The organism is Gordoniibacillus kamchatkensis, assembly GCF_000829455.1.
GTDB classification, from domain to species: domain Bacteria; phylum Bacillota; class Bacilli; order Paenibacillales; family NBRC-103111; genus Gordoniibacillus; species Gordoniibacillus kamchatkensis.
In genome coordinates this window covers 1-23761 of record NZ_JXAK01000034.1, presented here as the reverse complement: position 1 = coordinate 23761, position 23761 = coordinate 1, and the positions used below count along the sequence as shown (strand labels likewise).

At 48.3% G+C, this 23761-nt stretch carries 17 protein-coding genes; 16 read left to right on the top strand and 1 reads right to left on the bottom strand.

Annotated elements, in window-relative coordinates:
* Positions 1-35: 35 nt before the first annotated feature.
* The 3 genes from SD70_RS18855 to SD70_RS33615 all read left to right on the top strand — a co-directional run bounded on the left by SD70_RS18855 (position 36) and on the right by SD70_RS33615 (position 3929).
* Complete coding sequence (locus SD70_RS18855) at positions 36-1010, top strand: hypothetical protein (RefSeq protein WP_041049069.1); 975 nt, start codon at positions 36-38, stop codon at positions 1008-1010.
* Positions 1007-2767, top strand: a complete 1761-nt coding sequence (locus tag SD70_RS18850; protein ID WP_052487631.1) for a DEAD/DEAH box helicase — start codon at positions 1007-1009, stop codon at positions 2765-2767. The genes SD70_RS18855 and SD70_RS18850 overlap by 4 nt, the downstream gene beginning before the upstream one ends.
* A 109-nt stretch (positions 2768-2876) precedes the next feature.
* Positions 2877-3929, top strand: a complete 1053-nt coding sequence (locus tag SD70_RS33615) for a restriction endonuclease (protein WP_052487630.1) — start codon at positions 2877-2879, stop codon at positions 3927-3929.
* 414 nt (positions 3930-4343) lie between these two features.
* On the opposite strand, the gene SD70_RS38295 is transcribed toward SD70_RS33615, so the two are convergent.
* Positions 4344-4481, bottom strand: coding sequence for a hypothetical protein (locus tag SD70_RS38295; RefSeq protein ID WP_231571303.1), 138 nt, complete (start codon positions 4479-4481; stop codon positions 4344-4346).
* Positions 4482-4637: 156 nt separating this feature from the next.
* Here SD70_RS38295 and SD70_RS18835 point away from each other — a divergent pair, with 156 nt between their 5' ends.
* The 13 genes from SD70_RS18835 to SD70_RS36185 all read left to right on the top strand — a co-directional run.
* Positions 4638-4979, top strand: a complete 342-nt coding sequence (locus tag SD70_RS18835) for a winged helix-turn-helix transcriptional regulator (RefSeq protein ID WP_041049068.1) — start codon at positions 4638-4640, stop codon at positions 4977-4979.
* A 145-nt stretch (positions 4980-5124) separates the two neighbouring features.
* Positions 5125-5916, top strand: coding sequence for an AraC family transcriptional regulator (locus tag SD70_RS18830; protein WP_041049067.1), 792 nt, complete (start codon positions 5125-5127; stop codon positions 5914-5916).
* A gap of 86 nt (positions 5917-6002) precedes the next feature.
* Positions 6003-6902: a DMT family transporter gene (locus tag SD70_RS18825; protein WP_052487629.1), complete on the top strand. Its 900-nt coding sequence runs from the start codon at positions 6003-6005 to the stop codon at positions 6900-6902.
* Positions 6903-7622: 720 nt separating this feature from the next.
* Complete coding sequence (locus tag SD70_RS18820) at positions 7623-8189, top strand: hypothetical protein (RefSeq protein ID WP_041049066.1); 567 nt, start codon at positions 7623-7625, stop codon at positions 8187-8189.
* Positions 8190-8465: 276 nt separating this feature from the next.
* A complete protein-coding gene (locus tag SD70_RS18815) occupies positions 8466-11546 on the top strand; it encodes a hybrid sensor histidine kinase/response regulator (RefSeq protein WP_041049065.1) in 3081 nt (1026 codons plus the stop codon).
* A gap of 9 nt (positions 11547-11555) precedes the next feature.
* The gene (locus SD70_RS33610; RefSeq protein ID WP_052487628.1) at positions 11556-11798 is read left to right on the top strand and encodes a LytR/AlgR family response regulator transcription factor; all 243 of its coding nucleotides are present in this window, start codon (positions 11556-11558) and stop codon (positions 11796-11798) included.
* The gene (locus SD70_RS18810; RefSeq protein ID WP_052487627.1) at positions 11795-12715 is read left to right on the top strand and encodes a BTAD domain-containing putative transcriptional regulator; all 921 of its coding nucleotides are present in this window, start codon (positions 11795-11797) and stop codon (positions 12713-12715) included. Before SD70_RS33610 ends, SD70_RS18810 begins: the two co-directional genes overlap by 4 nt.
* A gap of 1407 nt (positions 12716-14122) precedes the next feature.
* Entirely contained in the window at positions 14123-16150 is a 2028-nt protein-coding gene (locus SD70_RS18795) for an S-layer homology domain-containing protein (RefSeq protein ID WP_197081078.1), read from the top strand.
* 140 nt (positions 16151-16290) lie between these two features.
* On the top strand, positions 16291-16539 hold the full coding sequence (locus SD70_RS39865; RefSeq protein WP_052487624.1) for a helix-turn-helix domain-containing protein: 249 nt from the start codon (positions 16291-16293) through the stop codon (positions 16537-16539).
* Positions 16540-16594: 55 nt separating this feature from the next.
* A complete protein-coding gene (locus SD70_RS18785) occupies positions 16595-17176 on the top strand; it encodes a bacterial transcriptional activator domain-containing protein (RefSeq protein WP_041049063.1) in 582 nt (193 codons plus the stop codon).
* A 203-nt stretch (positions 17177-17379) separates the two neighbouring features.
* Positions 17380-21840, top strand: a complete 4461-nt coding sequence (locus SD70_RS18780; protein ID WP_041049115.1) for an S-layer homology domain-containing protein — start codon at positions 17380-17382, stop codon at positions 21838-21840.
* A gap of 372 nt (positions 21841-22212) precedes the next feature.
* Positions 22213-22596, top strand: coding sequence for a LytR/AlgR family response regulator transcription factor (locus SD70_RS18775; protein WP_041049062.1), 384 nt, complete (start codon positions 22213-22215; stop codon positions 22594-22596).
* A gap of 297 nt (positions 22597-22893) precedes the next feature.
* On the top strand, positions 22894-23761 hold an 868-nt coding region (locus tag SD70_RS36185; RefSeq protein ID WP_156158096.1), incomplete at its 3' end, for a hypothetical protein.

Genomic DNA, 23761 nt, shown 5'->3' with positions numbered 1-23761 from the left:
CAGCAAGTATTGCAGGTGCTCGTGGAACGGTCCCGATGGCTACCTTCTTCCATGAAGAAGGGCAGCGAGGTCGCAGAACAGGCATGTTCGCCATTGCTTCAGTTTACTTTTACGAAAAAAAGAAGGTCAGAGATGATGCTCAAGAAGCAGCATCACCTGATTCTGTTGAAGAAGCCAGAATTTCCACGGCAAAGATTGATAACGAAACGGTCGAACAAGTTCAGGAGCAAGTACAGGTGACTGATGCCGAAGAAATCTTGAACAGCTTCTATCTCCGAGATTTGGAGAAGGTGATCGAAGCTGTCAGTGAGGGCAAGGTCGGAAAGGCACTTGAGGAGTATCTGAGCTATAATAAGTCGCGCAACCGTGTGGATGTGGGTAAAAACCCTGTTCAGCTGAAAAATTTTCACGAGATCAGACGCCTGGAATCCGGTCGGTGGCCCATGGAAAAGAGTTTGTCCTTGAATTTGATGCAACAGACGTCAGTCCATCTGATTCATGAACGGTTGGCTGATCAGGAGGATATCTTCTCAGTAAATGGACCTCCGGGAACAGGGAAGACGACGTTGCTAAGGGATGTGATCGCTGAAATTATCACGGAACGTGCCGATAAGCTCGTTTCGTATCTGGAGCCAGCACATGCTTTTCGGAAATACACACCTATAGACGACGAACAAAGGAAGAAAGAGGACGGTACGTACTATCGATATCACTTTTACGAGCTTGACGAAGCTCTTGGGCGTGATGGGATTGTCATTGCCTCCTCCAATAATGGGGCTGTACAAAACGTTACTGGGGAGCTCCCAGGGATGGGGGCCATTAAGGGCTATGTAGATGACGAAAATGCGCGATATTTTCAAGAAATCGCTCAATTTGTCATGGATGATCCTGAAATATGGGGAATGATCTCCGCCATTATGGGTAATCGCTCGAACAGAGCTCGATTCGTAGAGCGATTCTGGTTTGGCGATGGAGAACCAGTTATCCAGGGCTTCAAGCAGTTGGGATGAAGCAATTGCTTCAGAATGCCCCACCTAAAGAGCAGTGGAGTCAAGCGGTAGAGAAATATCATCAAGCGAAAGCCAGAGTCAACGAGTTAATCGCACAAATGGAGAAGTGGCACTGGGATCTTAATACATATTTGGATAAACAACGAAAGCTGGAATCCCTTCAAACTTCGATCAAGTCGCTGGAAGCGCGGATTGATCAGAACCAAACGGAGGCAGCCGCAAGTCAATCTGAAGTAGAACGGCTGGAGTCGTATATTGTTTCCTTACGTGAAGTATATACTCTTGAAAAACAAAAGTATGGCTGGTGGCAAAAATGGATGTGGTGGAGAAAGAAGATCAAGTTGCATAAGAATGATCTGCTGCAATATCAACAACAGCTGCAGGACTTTTTAAAGGAAAAGGTTGCAGCGGAAGAACTGCTCTTGGCGACAAAACGAGAGGGGAAGGAATTATCACAATCTCTTGGTCGACAACGCCTGCTGCAACAGGATACAGAAAAGAAGCTTACCGATCTCGAAAAGAAGATACCGGAAATTCCTGAGAAGTTCCGTCAGAACATGCCCACCGATGAGTATTGGGGCATGGAAGGAACTTACGACTGGAGTTCACTTCAAAAAGGATCGCCATGGATCTTCGAGGAGTTGGCAGATGCACGAACCCAGTTGTTCCTTCACGCGCTAACGGTGCAGCGGGCGTTTGTTTTGAGTGCACAAAAGCAAATCCGTAATAATCTCACCTTATTTATGGATTATTTGAAGGGGCAATTGTCCTACTCGAAGGTGGAGCCGTATCTGCCTGCCCTGTGGAACACGTTATTTTTAGTCGTTCCTGTGATATCGACTACCTTTGCCTCCTTTGCGACAATGATGAAGGGAGTAAAGCAAGAAGACATCGGTTGGCTCATCGTGGATGAAGCGGGACAAGCGGTTGTGGGAGGATTATGGCGAGCAAAAAGAGCGATTATTGTTGGTGACCCACTGCAGATTGAACCGGTGCTTACTATACCCGAGACGATGCTCCAGCATTTTCGGAAGCATTACGACATTCCGGATCGCATCGCAAGTCAAACGTGTTCTGTCCAGTTTATGGCGGATCTTGCGAATCCGATTGGGACAGAGATCGATACGAACGAGGGACCGACCTGGATAGGCTGTCCGCTTTATGTGCATAGAAGGTGTCTCGATCCGATGTTTACCATCGCCAACGAGATCGCTTACTCCGGCAAGATGGTGTATGCCACGGATCAGCCGAAGCATGACGAGTTCTCTCTCGGTGATAGTCGGTGGATCGATGTGAGGGGGCGTACACCTCTGAAGCATTGGATTCCTGAGCAAGGCGAGGTGATCAAGGAACTTGTGAACAAGGCCTTCGAAGCGATGGAACTTGCAAATGGAGTACCGAGTCTCTATATCATTTCCCCGTTCACCGAAGTTGTTAAGGAGCTACGGAGGGAGCTGATGAAGTCCGCTGGAAGGCTACGCGGCCATGTCAGCCAGCGGGAATATGCGAGGTGGGTCAACTCTGCGATCGGGACGGTGCATACATTTCAAGGGAAGCAGGCAGAAACAGTTATTTTTTGCTTAGGCTTGGACTCTTCAGCAGAGGGAGCGGCCAAATGGGCCTCGGGCAAGCCGAATATCTTGAACGTCGCTGCTACGCGGGCGATGTATCGATTCATTATTGTAGGAGATATAAGGCTGTGGAAAAATCGAAGCTACTTTGATATCGCATACCAAAAGCTGAGTCAGAATAACTAATGTGCCCCATAGGGGAGAGGCAGTATTTCATAAACAAGGGGAATTTGTTTTGGATTCACCTAAGATGCTTCATTAATGTTAGATTTATTATACTAGGAGGCTCGGTAATTTGAAACTTACAGACTTGGTTCAGGATTGGGGTGGCTTTGAGAGATTAGTTGCTGATTTGCATAATACCGGAAACGTTCTAGTTCAACACAATGTTACCTTGATCGGCCGCTCAGGTGCACCTAGACAAATAGATGTTTTAATTACCCACACAGAAGGACTATACACTCAACAAATCATAGTCGAGTGTAAATATTGGAAGTCAAAGATTAAGCGTACTCACATTGATGCGATGATTACACAGATGCAAGACCTAAACGCATCGAAGGCGGTGTTTTTTACTCTCAAAGGTTATCAGTCTGGGGCTGAGACGGTAGCTTCCCAGTTCGGAATTGATATATTTATTGTCCGGGAACCCGATGAAAGTGAGTGGGGGAGGCCTGGACCAGTCGTTGACTTTTTTTTGCAAGTTCTTTCGAGGACTGCTTCTAGATGCACATTCCCTGATGCAACAGTCTACTTTTTGGAGGGGACTGATCCTTCTTCATCACTAAATCTCAATATTGAGATGGGACCAAGAACAGCTCGAAGTTCAACAATAACAATAAAAGATGATGGTACTCAAGGGGATACAATTGAGGACTTAATCGATAAGGGTACACAACAAGCAATGGAGGAGTTCTTTGCTCAAAATAGCTTTACCTTAAATAATGGCGAAGATTGTACAAGATACTTAGCGCTACCCGTAGTGATAAACGTACAACCTACAGTAAAAGTAGAATGTGGTTCAGCAATTATAGAGATACCCCAGATTCAAGTGGAATTGGGCATTAGAATTGACCAATCTCGTCTGATAGTTGATCGCCGTCATAACTTCTTTTACGCATTAGTTGTTCAAGACACTGTTCGCAATGCGAAGTATTATGCCTCCAGAAGACGCGATGCGTCTACCTCGGTCATTGCGGAAGTGTCGCCAGAAGAAGCAACAAACGAACAAGTACTTATCAATGGGTCTATATTTCGTGTTTATACAGAGCACTGGTTTGACCCTAATGAAATAATAGGGTTAACGACTGTGGATTTTGAAAAAGTTAAGCAGTCCCGTTCTGAGTAACTTTAGCTTGGGTGTACGATCGTCCTTTTGTAATTTTTGGAGGAACCATGGGCATCTCACCCTGTAACGGATTAAGGCATTTCGTTCACATAGAAGCTAAGGACGCCTTATCGGGTACCCTGAAAATTTCACCTTGAAGATGATACGCTGAACCGTATCATAAGTAACGGCAAGTTTCAAACGAGACTTACTCTATCTAGCAAATCCGCACCAAATGGGTGATCCACGATGTACAGCCATCTTCCGTCGGATTGTTTTCTGATAATTTCCGAAGTATGACCCTCCAGATGAATCGGCTTACCATCCGAACCTACCGCTTGAAGGATGAAATGAGCACGCAGCAAAGCGATATTTTCAAAAGGGATGCAGTAAATGTTTTTGGATACCATGTTGCCACGTAATTGTAGTAGTTCCTCAAGAGTTTTTTTGAATACTTGCGATTCCTTTATCTTTGCTGCCGTTTAGATTAATAAGAATGCCGTCAGGTTCGTAAAGCGAAAGCAGGTTGTTAATATCGCCGGAGTTGAAGGCATCGGCAAAAGCGGTATTCATATCTTCGGGATTTCTAACTGAATTGCTTCGAATTGGAGTTGTCAGGAATCGCCCCTTTATTTAAGTCACTTGTAAGTTTATTCGAATCTACACGACATTGTAAGTACGCACATAATGATGACATAGTCATAATAACCTGACCATGTGGAGGTAAATATGCCTTTTCAAGACGGAACTTTTGGATGTCCAGTAGAAGTGGGCCTTCAAATAATAAGCGAAAGGTGGAAGCCCAAGATCATTTATGAACTCCTTCAGCAAACCATGCGTTTTGGTGAACTCCAACGGCGAATTTCTGGTGTATCCAGGCATGTACTTACAATGCAACTGCGGGAGCTGGAAAAATGCGGCGTTGTACAACGGACGGTATTTCATACAATACCACCGAAGGTTGAATATTCGTTGACGGAGTTTGGTAAAAGTTTGAAACCGGTTCTTGAACAAATGATAATAGTGGGGGAGCATGTAATTTCATTACAAAAAGGTGAACAGATAAAGTGAGGGACATTTAAAACTTGCCGTTACAGACAGCGCGGAGAACCTTATCATAAGTAACGGCAAGTTTTGTACCGTAACGCCGCTTAATTCGATATGGAGGATTTTGCCTTGTTCCTGAATGACGTGCTTTTGAAGGGGGATAGAGTTCATGAATCCGAACGTCAGCTCTTCCACACTGACTTACCATAAAAGTATCTTGGATGGTGTGGAAATCAAACGGTGCCGGCAAACCTATCAAAGCTACAAGCTGCACGTGCACAACGAATTGTCCATCGGCTATATTGAGGAAGGCTCCACGCATGTGGATTTTGAGAGAGAAACCATTCCTTTTAGGAAAGGCGACGGGATTGTCATTCCGCCGCTTACGAGTCATTGCTGCTCCCCGACAGACATTCGGCAGTGGCAGTTTGTGATGCTCTATATTGAACCCCGCTATTACGAGAGCAGCGTGAGATTTGATCAAGTCATGAAGCTATACGGCGATCCCCTTCGGCAAGTAACAGACTTCATTCGGCTGCTGGAAACGGAAGAGGATAAAGAAATTCTGGAAAGTCGATTGATTGAACTGTTGGTGGAGCTTGGGGAGCCCTTAACGGGGGACACCCATCCAAGCGATGAAGGCCATCAAGCGGAGCGGATCATGGAAATACGGAATTGGCTGGTTAATCGGTTTCAAGAGAATTGGACGCTGGAGACGCTGGAGGATACCTTCGGTCTCAGCCGGTTTACCATCATCCGCCAGTTTAAACGGAGATTTCATACCACACCAAGGGCGTTCCAACTGCAGTTAAAAGTCGCTACCTCCAAAAAGCTGCTTGCTGAAGGAGTTGAACCATTCGAGATCATGGAGCGGGTCGGATTTTATGACCAGGCCCATTTTATAAGGGAATTCAAGAAGATGAACGGCGTCACACCCAAGGGTTATCTGCAAAGCCTATAGAAAGGGCATGTTTCGTCAATTTCATACAATACGGCCTCTTATGGTTCGGATACGATGGGAGTATTCTGGAAATAAGGGGTTTTTGAATGGATCGGTTGAAACTGACGCTTGTCATGGTCGTATGGGGAAGCATTGGGGTTTTTACGCGGCATATTGAGCTATCCCCTTTTGTGCTGGCTTTCTTAAGGGCGGTGATCGCCCTGCCGGTATTGTTGGTATTTATAGGAAGGAGGCCGGCAGGCCAACGGATCTCGTTCCCCCAAACAAAGCCCTATCTGGTTTCTGGCGCACTGATCGGATTAGCTTGGGCCGCCCTCTTCTACGGGTTTCAAAATACGAATATCTCTACAGCGGTCATCATCTATAACATGTGCCCGGTGTATGTCATGCTGGTGGCCCCCCTCGTCCTTAAAGAACGACTGACCCGACTGCGGGTGGGCATCGTTGGAATCTCGTTTATCGGATTATGCCTGGTTGTAGGTACGGGGGGGTTCGGCCCTGCCGGGTTTTCGTCTCAGGGAATGTGGGGCATGATTCTCAGTGGTGTGTCCGGCATGTTGTACGCGGCCATCGTGATCATCAATCGCAAAGCGGCCAATCAAGTGGATCATGCTCTCGCTACATTCCTCCAAATGGGTGCGGCTAGTATGGTGCTATTGCCGTTCGTGCTGGCTGAAGGGGAATGGAGACAGGTTCTGGCTGCGGATGGAACGGGGATCCTGTTGACATGCATTCTTGGAGTGGTCCATACAGGCCTGGCCTATAACCTGTATTTCTCAACTTATCACCGTGTGTCATCCATCGAGATTGCCTCTTACGGCTATTTGGAGCCGGTGTTTGGTATCGTGTTCAGTGTCCTCTTGCTGGGAGAGACCTTAGCTATGACGCAGCTGATTGGTGGTTTGATGATTCTGGGATCTACCTATTTGGGGGAATGGATGCATTCGGTAAATCCTACCACAAGCAAGAGCAAGTCGACTCCTTGATATGCTACGTGAATGGTTTAAGGTGGCTGGCATGCATACCTGACATCATGTGGGCCAAAAGGCTAGTCTGGACGAGATTTGGGCAGGATAGTTGGGCAAAGCAAGATCAAAGAAGGGCCATCCGACATAGGGTGGCCCTATAACTTGCCGTTATAGACAGCGCGGAGAACCGTATCATAAATGACGGCTAAATTTTTGTATCCGATTAGCGGAGAACTTTTTAATCAGACTGTAGCTGTTAGAATGAAATTGAAATGATATAGCAAAGGTCCGGTTAACCTGAAAAGGCTAATCAGACCTTATTGTATAAGAAACCCCCAGTTCGACTGGGGGTCACGATAAGTATGTTTCTTCAAAGGCAAAGCGGAACAGGGGACGAACAAAACGTAAGCGATGTGCCAGGCTGCTGGGTTTCAAGCGATCGGACTGCTTTGCCAAGTATTCCTTCAACAAGTTCAAAGTAACCTCAGAAATAGACAGGTTCCTAGCTCTCTTACCAGCATCTTGAACTGAAGGGCGTAAGCTTTCAATGTACTCAGACTAAACCCCTGGATACGTTTATCAGGTTCAGACAGTCGCCATAATTCACTACACGGAGGTATCTATAAGGGTGATGTCAATACTCGCCTTGCTGAATTAACAAAGGCCTGACTTTAGGAGAGTATTTCAACGAAACCGGCGCAAGCGCCTTAAGCCAAGCAACAAAGGAGCTGCCGCGGCATGCTCCTTTTCGCATTTTTCGCCGATAGACCCGTTAAGCTGAACCGTACCACAAGTGAGGCGAAATTTTTGGTATTAGCCGCGAACGGGGCGCGGAAAGGAAAGTTGCCACAGAAGGGGAGGGTGGGGGTACGTCCATTTATGGGAAAGAACATCGTTTGGGGGGCTCATAAAGCCCGTATTAGTAAAAGGGGCATTATCTGTTTGGAGAAAAGTTTCGAAACAAGAAAAACATCTAGGAACTTTGAGACCGATTTATGGTTTCAAAGTTGCTCAGTCTTCATTATGTTGAATGAGCTTGTTGATCCAAACGTAAAAATAAAGTTATTGACCTCCTTCGGAAAATTGAAAGGCGATGCTCCTATATTAGCAGAAAAACTGAAAGCGCAACGACCTAACTTTGCCATGAGCAACGCAAAGGACTTTCACGATAGATACATTATTGCTGATGATGAGTGTTTTCTCTTGGGGGCATCGATCAAGGATTTTGCTGATAAAGCGACAACACTTGTAGCTATTAATGAGAAGCCAGTAATTTCATCAATCAAAAAATATGCAGAGGGCTAATTTTCTGCTTACAATCCATAAATATTTCTAACCTCTGATTGTTGATTCGTCTGATGAAAAAATGTGCCCATAACCTTCTAAGTAAAACGGAATTATCTTGGAAATCAAAAGCACAATGACCCTATCCGCCTCATGGGAAGCCAAGACCCTTCCGCATAGTAGTCTATGATTTTGCTGCATGATGGCCTTATATGATTTATATTTATACTGTAGGATTTTAAGGATTATTGTCAAAATATTAGTTTTGAATCAGCTGCTGATATAAGGGGAAGACAAATGCGCAAAAAATTATTGGCGGCATTGACCATTCTTTGTTTCATACTTATTGTTGTTGCGATGTGCAGATTTTTGGCAAGCCGAACAGTTGAGGGAAGTCCTGAAGCGGTAAACGGGGTATTGGATTTAACCCGATGGAACTTTGCCAATAACGGGCCCATCCGCCTGGACGGGGAATGGGAATATTATCGAAATCAGTTGCTCACTCCGGACGATTTCGACCCGCAAATACATAAAGGTAAACTGCCGGAGATGACGGGGTTCGTTCACGTGCCAGACAGATGGGAGAAGTATGCGGTCGGGGGCTTGAGCGGGTCTCCGTATGGATATGCGACATTCCGGATGCATGTTAAATTGCAGGGTACCTCTGGGCAGATCTACGGAATCAGGCAGATAAACATTAAAACAGCCCACAAACTATTTGTAAACGGCAGGGAGATCGGTTCCAGCGGCATTCCAGGGACGAACATGCAGGAGACGCTTTCCGTCAATACACCTTACGTTCGTTTTTTGCAGATAGACGGCAACAGTGCTGACATCATCGTTCAAGTTGCTAATTTTCAATACTTTCAGGGAGGCATCACCCATCCTATTTATTTAGGGTATCAGGAAGACATACTGTCCATGCGGGAGTTTGCGGTGGTGCAAGATTTATTAGCCGCGTCCTGCTTTTTGTTAATCGGCGCTTATTTCATTGTACTTTTCTTGATGAGAGGACGAGAACGTTCCTGGCTCTATTTCGGTCTGTGTTGTTTAGCGGTCTGCGTATATTTGGCGACGCACGGCGAGAAAGTTGCGGCGATGCTTGCGCCGGAAATTCCTTTTGAACTGTTTTTGAAAATACAAACCATCTCCGGTGGAGCTTCCGAATTATTTCTCCTGCTATACGCAATGCAATCTTTTCCGGGTTTATTTAAGAAAGTCGTCATGAAAGGGTTCGGTTCGACTCTCGCAGCGAGATTGCTGCTTATTTTGCTTACACCCGCACCGGTCTTAAGTACACTCAACAGCGTGGGATTGGTACTGGCATTTTTCGAGATCCTGTACGTCGCATATGTGATGTCTGCCGGCATGATGCGCCGGAGGGAAGGTTCGTCGTTGATGCTGATCGGCGCATTTTCGCTGCTCATTCTTGAAGTCGCTTCCGCGTTGGACATCTTGGGGATTTTGTCTGTCTTGTCCATTCAGACTGCCGCGTGGATATGTTTTGCCGTTGCTCAAGGGTTGTTTTTGTCCAAACGGTTTGTGAATACGTTCAAGAAAGTGGAGACTCTTTCAGATCAGCTGCGATTTATGGACCGATTGAAGGATGAGTTTCTTGCCAATACATCCCACGAAATGAAAACGCCGCTTCACGCCATCATCAATATTGCTGGGTCGCTGCTTGAAGGCGCCGCAGGTCCAATGTCGCCGAATCAGAAGATGAATGTAGCCATGATCAAAGATACCGGCAAGAGGATGGCCAATTTGCTCGGCGATCTGCTTGATTTCTCCAAATTGAAGAACGGAGAGCTTGTTTTGAAGCGGAAAACAGTAGCTTTACAACCGATCGTTCGCCTTATATTCGAGATGTTCCGCCATATGGCAGGGGACAAACCGGTGCAATTCGTTGATCTCCTGAACGATCGTCTCTTTGTTTATGTTGATGAAGACAGGCTCGCGCAAATTATGAACAACCTGGTCGGCAATGCGCTTAAGTTTACGGCTTCAGGCCAGATTGCCGTATCGGCGAGGGAGGAGAATGGCTGGCTGGCGATTTCCGTTTCGGATACCGGCATCGGCATTCCGCAAGACAAGCTGGAAGTCATCTTCGAGTCGTTCGAGCAGGCTGGGAAGGCGGTTGCCATGGAGTACGGCGGAATGGGGCTCGGACTCAGCGTCACCAAGCGATTGGTGGAATTGCACGGAGGGAGCATTTGGGTGGAATCGGAACAGGGAAAAGGGGCGGTGTTTACGTTTACAGTGCCGTCCGCAAATCGAGAAGAAGAGCAACTGACCGACTCGGGAATGAAATTGACGAACGCTTTGCAGGAGATGGCTGCCACCCAAATGACTTCTTCGAATAAGGTGCGATTGGAAGGGGAAGGCATCTTTACGATCCTGATTGCAGATGACGATGCTGCCAACCGGCAGGTGCTGCTCAATCTTTTGTCGGTGGAGAAGTATACGGTCATTGCCGTTTCCAGCGGGATGGATGCGATGCGCGAGATTGAGCTGAACCGGCGTATCGATTTGGCGATTATCGATCTGATGATGCCCGGAATGTCCGGCTACGAAGTGTGCCGGAATATTCGCAGACGATACTCGTTGTCGGAACTCCCGGTATTGCTGTTAACTGCTAGAAATCGTCCGGAGGACATTGTGACAGCGTTTGACTCGGGAGTGAACGACTTTCTCGGCAAACCGATCGAGGCGGACGAATTAAAGGTTCGCGTCCGGACGCTGCTCAAATTGAAAAAATCGGTAAGCGATTTGATCCATATCGAGATGGCTTTTTTGCAGGCCCAAATCAAGCCCCACTTCCTGTTTAACACGCTCAATACGGTGATTTCGGTAAGCCATACGGACGTAAGCAAAGCTCAGGATTTGCTTGTCGAATTGAGCCGGTACTTGAGAAGCAGCTTCGATTTCCAAAACCGGGAACAACTCGTTTCGATCCACAAAGAGATGGAGCTCGTAGAGTCTTATCTGTTCATCGAAAAAGCCCGCTTTGGTCAGCAACTGCAAGTGACCTATGACGTCGATGAGGACATTCGCTGCCGTATTCCTCCACTCATTATTCAGCCGATCGTGGAAAATGCAATCCGGCACGGAGTGATGAAGCGGCCAGGAGGAGGAGTCGTGCGAATTTCCGTGAAAGCGGACCAAGACTGTCTTGTTGTTGTCGTATCGGATAATGGACCGGGAATTTCCGATGAAACGAAAGCGTCTTTGTCGAAAGGAAGAACCGGTACGAGAGGAGTCGGACTCGCCAATATCGAAGGGCGCTTAAGGACACTCTACGGAACGGGTCTTAAGATCGATAGCGCGTCCGGACAAGGTACGAAAGTTATGATTCGCATTCCAAATTCAGTTCAATGAGGTGAGCCTATGCTGCGTGCAATATTAATCGACGATGAGCAACCGGCGCTGGATCTGCTTGAAAAGTTGTTGATAACGATCGGGCACATCGAGATTGTCGGGACGTTTACGAAACCGTATGAAGCGGTAAATATGTTAATGCAGGAGCGCATGGATGTTGTGTTTTTGGATATTGAAATGCCTGGCTTGAACGGTATCGAAGCGGCCGAACATATTATGGCGATTGACCCGGGAATCGATGTGGTTTTGTGACGGCTTACAATCAGTACGCAATCGAAGCCTTTGAACTGAGTGCCGTCGATTATGTGCTGAAACCGACTACGATAGGACGTCTGAGCAAGACGGTTGAACGAATCGTATCGAAACGTAGATCTGTTAAGCAGGGTGAATTCATAAATGCGGCGCAAGCAGGCAAGGCCGAGTTTCTCTGTTTTGGCCGTTTTGAATGGAGACACGATGCGGAATCATTGTCCCCGGTGAAGTGGAGGACGTCTAAGGAACGCGAACTGATGGCTTATCTCGTCCATCATAGGAATACGTTCGTAGCGAAAGAGAAGATTCTAGAGGATATTTGGCCGAATGCGAATGTGGATCAAGTTACCGCATTTTTGCACACCTGTGTCTATAGCATTAGGAAAAAGTTGGTAAGTACCAGTGGCAAGCACACGCTGGAGTTTAAAAACAACTGTTATCGTTTGGAGATTCGGAGTGGACAGTGCGATGCCGCTGAATTCGAGCGAATCACAAGTGAGGGGATGCTGGTTACCGCAGGCTTCATCAGTGAATTGGAGAAGATAGCAAACCTTTATACAGGCGATTATATGGAGGAAGACGGATTTGTTTGGGCGCACGAAGCGCAAGAAAAGTTCAAGGGTTCTTATATCGAGTTAATGAGACTGATGGCGGACTACTATTTATCGATCAAAGAGTTCCATGCGGCGGCACACTGCTTGCGAAACGTTCTTAAGAAAAACCCATTCCTCGACGACATTAACGAAACGATGCTGAACGTGTATGCGAAACTGGGCGACCGGCTGTCCATGGTACGGCATTACGAACAATTTTCGAAGCTATTGCAAGACGAGCTGGGGATTGCCCCTTTAGATTCTACGGTAAGATTATTTTCCAGGTTATGCAGCGGCAGCGCCGACGATAAGTCAAAGGCGTGAGCCGCTTTTTTGTTGCTCAGAATTTGCTCAGAGCGATGTGATATGGTTATAAAGTCCTGATTAAGTCGAGGGAATTTGATGGGTTTCGACATTAAGGGAGTGGAAAGTCAGAAATGGACATTGTTTTCGCGAACCCAAATTCGTACGAACTAGGCTTTATCATTCCTAAGATAAGACCGTTGCTGAAAGGAATTATGGAGTTGTTTGATGATGGAAGAGAGGTAGAAAGACTTAATGTCTTTAAGGTGCCTTGTTGTAAGATGGTGGAGGATTATGTCGAATTGTTCACATGCCAAATGGAAAGTGAAGGAGGAAACGGAATGTTGTGTAACAAAGGCAATTCTTAAGTATGTTGATTTCGCTGCGGGTTTTTGTTGCTTAGACGATGAGGATAACGCTTCGCAGTTTCTTCTGTAACGACGTGGAGCAGCCCAATCTCCGGCATCTCCATAACACTAACTGGTGTAACTACGGCAACAGTATGTTTGGGCAGTTGGAGCATCTGGACAGAGACGATCACAAGAGTTTTAAGATTCATGCATGCAGTACAACACAAAGTAGGGGAGATACATATGAAACATCAACGCTCATCGGACAAGAGAGTAATCAGCCGAACGGTATTAAGTTTCTTGCTCGTATTTGTTTTCATGATGGAGCTTATGTTGGGGAATAACATGGCTTTGGCTGGGTTATCGGCAACGACAGCCAATGCGGCGAACAACAGTGTCACCGCCAGTCCAAGCAACGTCACAACAGGCGGTTCCGTCACGCTGACGGCAATGGGAGACCGGCAGTCGGTAACGGGAATAGTGTATGGAGATGAAAGGTACATCCCGACAAATTGGACATCGACGGAGAGCGGCCAATCAGGCACGTTCAGCGTAAGCGGAGGCAGCTATATGTCTACTTATACGCCTGCGACCGCGAATGCGAGCGGCTACACGGTAACGGCTACTTTCAAGAAGCAGACTTGGAATGGCAGCGCTTGGACGGATACGACTACAACGGATACGAAGACGACCACTGTTACGGTAGGCACGGTGGCTAGTTCGGCTTCTCTTGACAATTGGAGTATCCGTAGTCCGTTGCCCACGGGTAATACTCTTTATGGCGTCAACTACGTCAACGGCATGTATGTGGCGGTGGGGTTGAGTGGAACGATATTGACCTCCAGTGACGGAGCGAGCTGGACGAGCCGTACGTCGGGCACCACGTGGTATCTTCGTGGCGTCACCTACGGCAACGGAACGTATGTGGCGGTGGGGGGAGGTGGAACGATATTGCAAAACGCTAACCTGACTGTAACGTATAACGGCAACGGCGCTACGTCCGGCAGCGTGCCGACGGACAGCAACGCGTATGCGCAGGGCTCGACGGTGACGGTTGCTAGGCAATACGGGGAATCTGGTGAAGACGGGGTACACGTTCGCTGGCTGGAACACGGCGGCGAACGGAGGCGGGACAAGCTACGCGGCGAATGCCACGTTCGCGATGGGAACAGCCAACGTGACGCTATACGCGCAGTGGACGGCGAACCCGACGTACACCGTAACGTATAACGGCAACGGCGCTACGTCCGGCAGTGCACCGACCGACGGCAACGCGTATGCGCAAGGAGTAACAGTCGCCGTATTTGGCAATACGGGAAACCTAGTGAAAACCGGCTACACGTTCGCGGGCTGGAACACGGCGGCGAACGGAGGCGGAACAAGCTACGCGGCAAGCGCGAACATCACGATGGGAACGGCGAACGTGACGCTGTACGCGCAGTGGGCGTCATTGAGCAGTAACGCGAACCTGAGTGACCTGGCACTAAGTCAAGGAACGTTGTCGCCAGCCTTCGCCAGCGCAACCACGAGCTACACCGCGATTGTCGCGAATAGTGTGAGCAGCGTGACGGTGACGGCGGTGGTATACGATCCGGCTGCGACGGTGACGGCGAACGGAACGGCAATAACGAGTGGTCAAGCAAGCGCCCCGACCAACCTGAGCGTGGGCAACAACACGATTACGGTAGTTGTGACAGCACAAGACGGCACGACGAAGACGTATACGATTACGGTGGAAAGAGCGTCGACAACGTCGACAGATTCTTCAGCTGGCTCATCCAATCCTTCTCCCGGTTCGCCTAGTACCCCGTCCAGCGGCTACCAAGGGTCGCAAACCGGCTTTCAGGTGATTGTGGATGGCAAGCCGCAAAATCAGATAGCGACAGGAGCCACAACACAGGAGAACGGACAGACCGTGCTGACGGCGACAGTAGACGCGGCAAAACTGCAGGCGCAGCTTGCGACGGCGGGGGACAAGCCGGCTATCATCATTCCAGCATCGACAGTGAGCGCGGATAAAGTATCGGCGGTACTGACAGGGGATGCGGTTAAAGTGATGGAGAACAAACAGGCCGTATTGGAAGTACAAGCGCCTAACGGGAACTACAAGCTGCCTGCGGCACAGCTTTTCATCGATCGCGTGGGGGCGCAGCTTGGCGGGCAAGTGAACCTTGCGGATATCGTCGTTCATGTGGACATTGCGAAAAGCAATGCCGAAACGGCTAAACTTGCGGAGAGTACGGCTGAAAAAGGCAAATTCAGCGTCGTTGTACCCCCGATCGATTTCACGGTGACCGCTACCTACAGCGGCAAGACGGTGGACGTAGACAAGTTCAGCTCGTTCGTGGAGCGCGAAATTCCGCTGCCGGACGGCGTAGACCCGAGCAAGATCACGACTGCCATTGTGCTGGACGCAGACGGATCGACCCGTCATGTGCCAACCTATATCACTGCTCGCGACGGGAAGTATTACGCTGTCGTAAGCAGTCTGACGAACAGCACGTACACCTTGATCTGGCATCCGATGACGTTTAAGGACGTGGATGGGCATTGGTCTAAGGACGCTGTGAACGACATGGCGTCGCGGATGGTAGTTAACGGCGAAGATGCGACGCATTACAATCCCGATGCAGCGATCACCCGCGCCGAGTTCGCGGCGATCATCGTTCGGGCGCTGGGACTGGCTGACAACTGGAAAGCCTCTTCGTTCGGCGATGTTAAGTCCGACGACTGGTACGTCGGCGCGGTGGCAAAAGCAAAGGAGTACGGTATCATCGAAGGCTACGAAGACGGAACGTTCGGCCCGAACAAGACGATCACCCGCGAAGAAGCAATGGTGATGATCGCGCGGGCGATGAAGCTGGCAGGACTGAATGCAAACGTCAGCAGCGCAGAAGTGGACTCCGTACTCTCCACGTTTACAGATGGCGCAACGGTAAACGTGTGGGCGAAGCAAGCGGTCGCTGCGACTGTGAAGAACGGATTGGTGCAAGGCTCCGATACGGGACTGAACCCGACGAGCGAAATCACGAGAGCGGAGACGGCGGCCATCGTGCAGCGGATGCTGGAGAAGGCCAAGCTGATCGATAGCGGAAATTCCAAGTAATCCAGTTGAAAGGGCTGCTCCCGAGCAGTATTATTGATATGCTCCCCTTTAAGTAGACAGGTTTAAAAAATAAACCGGCTACTTGGAGGGGAGTATTTCTTTGTCAAAACCGGACACATATACAGCTATAGAAAAAATTAGTGACTATAGAGAAGTTAGCTGAGCGCAACTACGGAAAGACAGCAAAGCAGTTTAAGGTGTCCTATAACAAAGTGTACCAGTGGGTCAAAAAGTATGAGGATAGCGGGCAGGATGCATTGCAGGACGGTCGGGGACGCGAGAAAGCGGCAGAAGAGTTGAACGAATCCGAGCAACACAAACTCGCCGTGAAGAAGTTGGAGTATGAGAATGAGCGGCTTCGGGCGGAGGTTGCTTTCCTAAAAAAGTAGGAATACGTTCGTAGCGAAAGAGAAGATTCTAAAGGATATTTGGCCGAATGCAAATGTGGATCAAGTTACCGCATTTTTGCACACCTGTGTCTATAGCATTAGGAAAAAGTTGGCGAGTACCGGTGGCAAGCACACGCTGGAGTTCAAAAACAACTGTTATCGTTTGGAGATTCGGAGTGGACAGTGCGATGCCGCTGAATTCGAGCGAATCACAAGTGAGGGGATGCTGGTTACCGCAGGCTTCATCAGTGAATTCGAGAAGATAGCAAACCTTTATACAGGCGATTATATGGAGGAAGACGGATTTGTTTGGGCGCACGAAGCGCAAGAAAAGTTCAAGTGTTCTTATATCGAGTTAATGAGACGGATGGCGGACTACTATTTATCCAACAAAGAGTTCCATGCGGCGGCACACTGCTTGCGCAATGCCCTTCAGAAAAACCCATTCCTCGACGAGATTAACGAAACGATGCTGAAGGTGTACGCGAAACTGGGCGACCGGCTGCCCATGGTTCGGCATTACGAACAATTTTCGAAGCTATTGCAAGACGAACTGGGGATTGCTCCGTTAGATTCTACGGTAAGATTATTTTCCAGGTTATGCAGCGGCAGCGCCGACGATGAGTCGAAGGCGTGAGCCGCTTTTTTGTTGCTCAGAATTTGCTCAGAGCGATGTGATATGGTTATAAAGTCCTGATTAAGTCGGGGAAATACGATGGGTTTCGACAAAATTGCCGAACCCAAATTAGTACGAACTAGACTTCATCCTTCCAAGGATAAGACCGATGCTGAAAGCAATTATGAAGTTATTCGATGATGGAAGAGAGGTAGAAGGATTAAATGGAGAGAAGAGCCAAAAAACTGATCTCGTATGTAATGCCGTTACTTTTGATTTTCAGTTTAATTTTCCCTGGTTTCTTTGCCGGAACCGCGCAAGCGGCGACGATGACTAAGTGGGTGACGTTCAAGTATGATAATTTTAGCAATTCCAGCCTAAACAGCTTGCTTCAAATCAACGGAAACAGCTTTGTTAACGGGTCGGTTCTTCGGCTTACGCCCGCTATTGGAAGTCAGGCCGGAAGTGTTTTTAACAAAAACATGATATATAACAATGGAAATCACTATTCCTTCAGTACGTTTTTTGGATTTCAATTTACCGGTAAAGGCACCAGCAACTCTAGCGTGTTTGCACCAGGAGCAGATGGAATTACCTTTGCGATTCAAACGGCTTCGAGTCAAGCAGGAGGTTCCGGAAGTGGGATCGGGATTGGGGGAGTTCAACCGAGCATAGCGGTTAAATTCGATACTTTTCAAAACGGCCCCACGCTTGGGAATTTGCATGATCCCAGCGATAACTACATCGGATTGGCACTAAACGGCGATGTAGATAATACAAACCCGTCACGGTATACTGCAATCTCTAAAACCTCTTATGACATGAAGGACGGAACTGTCCACTATGCTTGGATTGATTATGACGGCAGCGCAAAAACGATGTCCGTCTATATCAGTAATACAACGACCCGTCCTGCGACAGCGGCATTGGTAACCCCCAATGTCGATTTGGATTCGATTTTCAATGGAAGCGTCGGGATTTATGCCGGATTTACGTCGGCTACGGGAAAGGCTTGGGAAAATCACGATATTTTGCAATGGTACTTTAACAATAATCTGGACCCGATCGATACGGCTAATAACAATTACACGTACCAGCAAGCACCTGCTTCTGTTACGGTGACTACGGCCGCTTATGGGCAGCCGGGAAAAACACAATTGACAGCGACGGCAAAGGATGCGAACGGCAACCCGGTTGCCGGCGCGCCGCTTACGTTTAAAACGGACAGCGGAACGATTGAAGATCTGAACGGAAACCCGATCACTCCTGTCCCGGCAGTCATTAATTCGGACTCCAACGGTCAAGCACAGGTCTTGTTAGATATGGGCTTGACACCCAATGCGTCTCCCGGAAACGTGACTGCTATTGCTGTGGGAGGAGCCTATAGTGCCTTGGCAATTCCGCCAACTCCCACCAATTTGGGGACAAGCAATGCGACAAGTACAGGGGCTACGTTAACATGGAATCCGGTGGCGGGCATATCGTCGTATAAGGTGTATGACAACGGAACGCCGCTTACGACTGTGACCGGTACGACTTATAATGTGACGGGCTTGGCTGAAGGCACAACCCACACTTATACGGTCACGGCGGTTAACAATAATTTGCAATCGGCACCTTCAGCATCCGTCAATGTATCAACTCCGGTACCGACGCTGACGGTGACGACGTCGCTAGGAACAGGCCCGTCGACGACGAAGGTGACGGCAACGGCGGGGCCGGGCAACCGCCTCGTAACGAAGGTGTCCTCCGGCATCATTCCGACGCCGAACGCGGGAGACCCGGTGCCGACAGGGGCAGGGGTAACGGACCCGTATACGTCGGGCTCGGACATCACCGGAGTGGACGCAATCACCAACAAGTACATCGGCGTGTACGAAGTGGACAGCAACAATAAGGTCGTGTCGTTCAAGCTGATCACGCTGACTGGCAGCGACATCACGACAGCCGCGCCGACGCTGACGGTGACGCCGTCGCCGGGAACAGGCCCGTCGACGACGAAGGTGACGGCAACGGCGGGGCCGGGCAACCGCCTCGTAACGAAGGTATCCTCCGGCATCATTCCGACGCCGAACGCGGGAGACCCGGTGCCGACAGGGGCAGGGGTAACGGACCCGTATTCGTCGGGCTCGGACATCGTCGGAGTGGACGCAACCACTAACAAGTACATCGGCGTGTACGAAGTGGACAGTAACAACAAGGTCGTGTCGTTCAAGCTGATCACGCTGACTGGCAGCGACATCACGACCACGGCAGAATCAATCGTCGATTTGTTAGCTGACCCGAGCAACGGAGTGCTTCAAGTTGGTACCACGCAAACTGTGGTTATAAAAGCGGTCTATTCGGATCAGAGTGTTGTAGACGTGACTTATAAAACTAGTTTCAATACATCGAACCCAACAGTGGCAACGGTAGTTTATGGTGTCGTTACGGGCAAAGCTAATGGAACCGCCATGATCACGGCTTCCTACGGCGGAAAATCGGCGTCGGCAACCTTCTTGGTGCAAAGCGGCACTCCTGATATTTCTCTGAGCCTCGAAGCATCTCCAGATTCCGTTGTAGGAGACGGGAAGTCACAAATTACGTTAAAAGCCAGTGTCGTCAGTATAAATAATGGAAGTCCAGTGAAGGGCAAAACGATTACATTCCAAGGATTCGGCATTTCTACTCAAACAGCCGTTACGGATGAGACCGGTACCGCTACAATGACGTTTATTGTACCTTTGATTTCAGGGGTTACCCCCGTCCATAATACGATCACAGCCTCAGCCGTCGATTCGAAAGGACTAATGGCACAGAAAAGCATATCGGTTCATTATATGCCAGCCTCGGTTCAGGGTGTCACGATCGACAAAGTGACAGGCAAACCGATTGCAGGAGCGATCGTGGCGGTGTCGGCCGACTTTAACGGGGATGGAATCGTGGATTTTTCTCAACAGGTAACGACAGGGGCGGATGGTACGTATCAGATTTTCGTACCGCGCGGCAATTGGGACTATACCGTGAATATCCAAACTCCTGTGCTGATCGGCAATCAAACGGTAATGCTGAATCGAACGCAAACCGCACAAGTAGGAACTTTAAATGGAACTGGCCAAACTTTTGCTTCTGCAAATAAAATCAGCGGACAATTGCTGATTTCGAGCCCTGCTTTCAACAATTCGAACTCGCAACCAACGATAGGCAGCATGTTTGGAACCGGAAACGTCAGCGCAATTGTACAAGGAACGAACGGGAATAACTATAATTCACAAATCACGATTGATGCGAACGGCAACTTTGATGTGAATAACGTGCCGCAAGGACAGTATCAAATAACGTATCAGATTAAAGCACCGGACGGTACGACATTAGCTGGACCGTCGGTAACGGTGAATGTGGATCAAAACGGGGAGATGGGCGTTGTCTATTCGCTGATCGACCCTTACGGGGTCGTCACCGATGCCGCAACAGGCCAGCCCATTAACGGAGTAACGATGAGCCTGTACTGGGCGGATACGGAACTGAACAAGCAAAATGGCCATACGCCGAATACGCTCGTAAGCCTGCCGGAGTTGTCCAGCTTTGCGCCGAATCAAAACCGTAACCCGCAAGTCACGAATTCGGCAGGGGAATACGCGTGGATGGTATTCCCGAATGCAGACTACTATATTGTAGCAACGAAATCGGGGTATGACTCTTTCAGTACGCTTGCTACTCAAACCAATGTCTCTGCAACGAACGGTTCGGACAGCTATATTCAAAATGGAATCATTCATGTAGGGCAAACTATGGTATCGTTCAGCTTTACCTTGCAACAGCAGAACCAGCAATCATCTTCCGGATCTAGCAACGTGGTCTCAAGTGGCAATATGCCTACGGGACTTAAAACAAGCGACATTACGTCTACAAGCGTCACGCTGAGTTGGGATGCGATGTCCGGAGCCGCATCGTACAACATTTACGATAACGGACAGTTCATCGCTTCCAATGTGACGGGTACAAGTTACCAAGTAACGGGGCTTACGCCGGGAAGCAGCCATACCTTTACAATATCTGCTGTCGTGGGCGGAAAAGAAACCAAGCAGTCCGTTAGTCAGTCGATTACGACAGCTGTGGCTAACATGTCCTCTGTTCCGCAAACAGGTCATCATGAGAAGTACATTGAAGGCTATTCGGATCGCACGTTCAGACCGGAAAGAGAGGTAACCCGCGAGGAAGTGGCTGCCATGTTGTTCCGGCTCTATCACCTTTCGAAATCCGGGCTGGACGTGATGACCTATTCGGATGTATCGAATGAGGACTGGGGCGCGGAAGAAATCGCAGCTGTGACGAAAGCTGGAATCATGAACGGCTACCCAGACGGAACATTCCGGCCGAATCAGCCGATTACCAGAGAAGAAATGGCGGGTATCGTGGCCAGACTGAAGCACTTGCAAGGCAGAGGAAAAGACGCTTTCTCCGATATTTTCGACAGCTGGGCGCGCGATGCCATCAATTCGGCAACGGAGGCCGGGATCTTGAAAGGTTATGCGGATGGAACGTTCCGGCCAAAAGCAAACACAACCCGTGCCGAAGTCATCACGATGATGAATCGTCTGACGAACCGTAGCCCATTGACCCGGGTGACTCCGACATGGTCAGATGTTGGTTTGAGTTATTGGGCGTATGGAGATATTGAAGAAGCGTCAATCGATCATGACTAAATCATTCAAGATCATACAGAGAAACGAATAGGGACGAAGTAATAGATCAACGAATCATCAATGGGCTATCCTACCTAACCACATGAAGATGGGGGGTAGTCCATTGTTTTCTTCCACTTCTTATTACCCATGCGGTGGTAAGAAAACGAACGCCAAAGGTTCAGATGCAGAATCAGCATGAGGCAAGTAACTGATTCATAAGCAAACTGTCTCGTCAACTGCAAGAAACGATAACCATGCTCGTTGACGATGCTGTGTTTATGAGGGTGATGCTCAAAGACATTATCCTCGGGATGGGGCACTAGATCGCAGGCGAGGCATCTAACGGGGTTGTCGAGGCGATCAACAAGGCGTTATAGGGGGCGGGAAGCCGTGGTTCATGTAATGGTCGTAGGGGGAGATCCCCTCGCCCTGCGACACGCGGAAAATGTGCTGCGAGCGTTGGAAACCGTGTGGATTTGCAGCCTTTTTACGAATCCCCAGGAGTTTCTGGAGCAGTTACTTATAGCATCCGTCGATCTTGTGCTGCTGGAAATAGACATGAATATTACCGGCATTCACGGGCTACAACTGGCAAGCGTCATCCAAACTTCCAGACCTGACGTCTCCATTGCTTTCTTAGCATCAAACGCCGACTATGTCATCGAGGCGTTTGATATGGGGGTACTGGACTATATCGTGAAGCCACTAACGGTGAAGCGCATCAAGAAAACGATAGATCGCATTGCCCGGGGGGGGGGGGTGGGAGCAGGCTAGCTCTTGATCATAGTATTTAGGTGCTCAAATCGGAACATGGGTTAATTTTACCAAATGATGGTGGTGTCGCTGTTTTACAAACGAGAACATCGCCTTTCGTTTACCTTTTTAGAGGGATTAAAATGATAGCTCCATATTAGGTGCCAATTTAATGTATTTAATACAAAGAGACCTAATATAGTCCTATGTGTGTCTTGAGTAAACAGTACTGTATGGGGGAAGTTCATGTGAGATAACGATGACGAACAATTGCATCTATCAACGGATTTTTACATTCATTAGAAATGAGGAAAAGAGTTGGAATATTTAAAATATAATTACAAAAAAATGTTTGGGTCCGTGATGACCGCCTTATTATTTTTAACATTAGTTATTCCTGTTCAAACTGCTTGGGCAAGTATTACGACACTTGGTGACAACCCTGCAGCTTGGCCAGCTGTATTTACACCTTACACAGACAGTAATGGGAATTATATTTTCGACCCTGCCGGTGAACCGGGTATCAGTCCAATCGAAGTTGATGTTGCAAGCGGAGTAGATGAAGGAACGGGTAATTTGCCTTCTATGTATGTAGCTTCCGATTCTACTAACTTTTTTGTGAGATTAAGATTGAAAGGGAATCCGTATGACTCTAAGGGCGGATTTCTTTCTTCTGTTTGGGAAGTTCAGTTAGCGGTCAATGGTGTTAAACAAGCCACGATAGGTGTTGACGGAAAATCACCTTCTGTCGACTATGTTTATATTGCTAATGCAAACGGAACAAATGCACAACCAATTTATATGACAACAACTCCCGGCGGAAATACTGTTCCGGGTACGAGAATTACACCCGCTGAAAATGGACAATACTTTTTGGATTTTCAGGTGCCAATTAGTCGTATAACTCAAATGGCTCCTGCCATAACTGCAAGTACACCTGTCCAATTGTATTTTGGAACTTCAAAAGCTGCAAATTTATCTGTCATCAATAAGGATGGAATGGATCTAGCTCCTGGTGTTTCAGGTGCGGCAACACAACTAAATGCTGTAGCACCAACAGTTGTGATTAATGGTGGGGCCAGCAAGCAGTATGGTTCGGCTACTTCTGCTACTACTATGACGGGGAAATCTTCTCTATCAAGTGGAACTGTAACGGTTACAATAGATGGCACACCGTATACGGCGA

Coding starts and splice junctions, on each gene's coding strand:
- SD70_RS18855 (WP_041049069.1), top strand. CDS start 36: ATGGCTACCTTCTTCCATGAAGAAGGGCAGCGAGGTCGCAGAACAGGC.
- SD70_RS18850 (WP_052487631.1), top strand. CDS start 1,007: ATGAAGCAATTGCTTCAGAATGCCCCACCTAAAGAGCAGTGGAGTCAA.
- SD70_RS38295 (WP_231571303.1), bottom strand. CDS start 4,481: ATGAATACCGCTTTTGCCGATGCCTTCAACTCCGGCGATATTAACAAC.
- SD70_RS18835 (WP_041049068.1), top strand. CDS start 4,638: ATGCCTTTTCAAGACGGAACTTTTGGATGTCCAGTAGAAGTGGGCCTT.
- SD70_RS18830 (WP_041049067.1), top strand. CDS start 5,125: ATGAATCCGAACGTCAGCTCTTCCACACTGACTTACCATAAAAGTATC.
- SD70_RS18825 (WP_052487629.1), top strand. CDS start 6,003: ATGGATCGGTTGAAACTGACGCTTGTCATGGTCGTATGGGGAAGCATT.
- SD70_RS18820 (WP_041049066.1), top strand. CDS start 7,623: ATGCTCCTTTTCGCATTTTTCGCCGATAGACCCGTTAAGCTGAACCGT.
- SD70_RS18815 (WP_041049065.1), top strand. CDS start 8,466: ATGCGCAAAAAATTATTGGCGGCATTGACCATTCTTTGTTTCATACTT.
- SD70_RS33610 (WP_052487628.1), top strand. CDS start 11,556: ATGCTGCGTGCAATATTAATCGACGATGAGCAACCGGCGCTGGATCTG.
- SD70_RS18780 (WP_041049115.1), top strand. CDS start 17,380: ATGGAGAGAAGAGCCAAAAAACTGATCTCGTATGTAATGCCGTTACTT.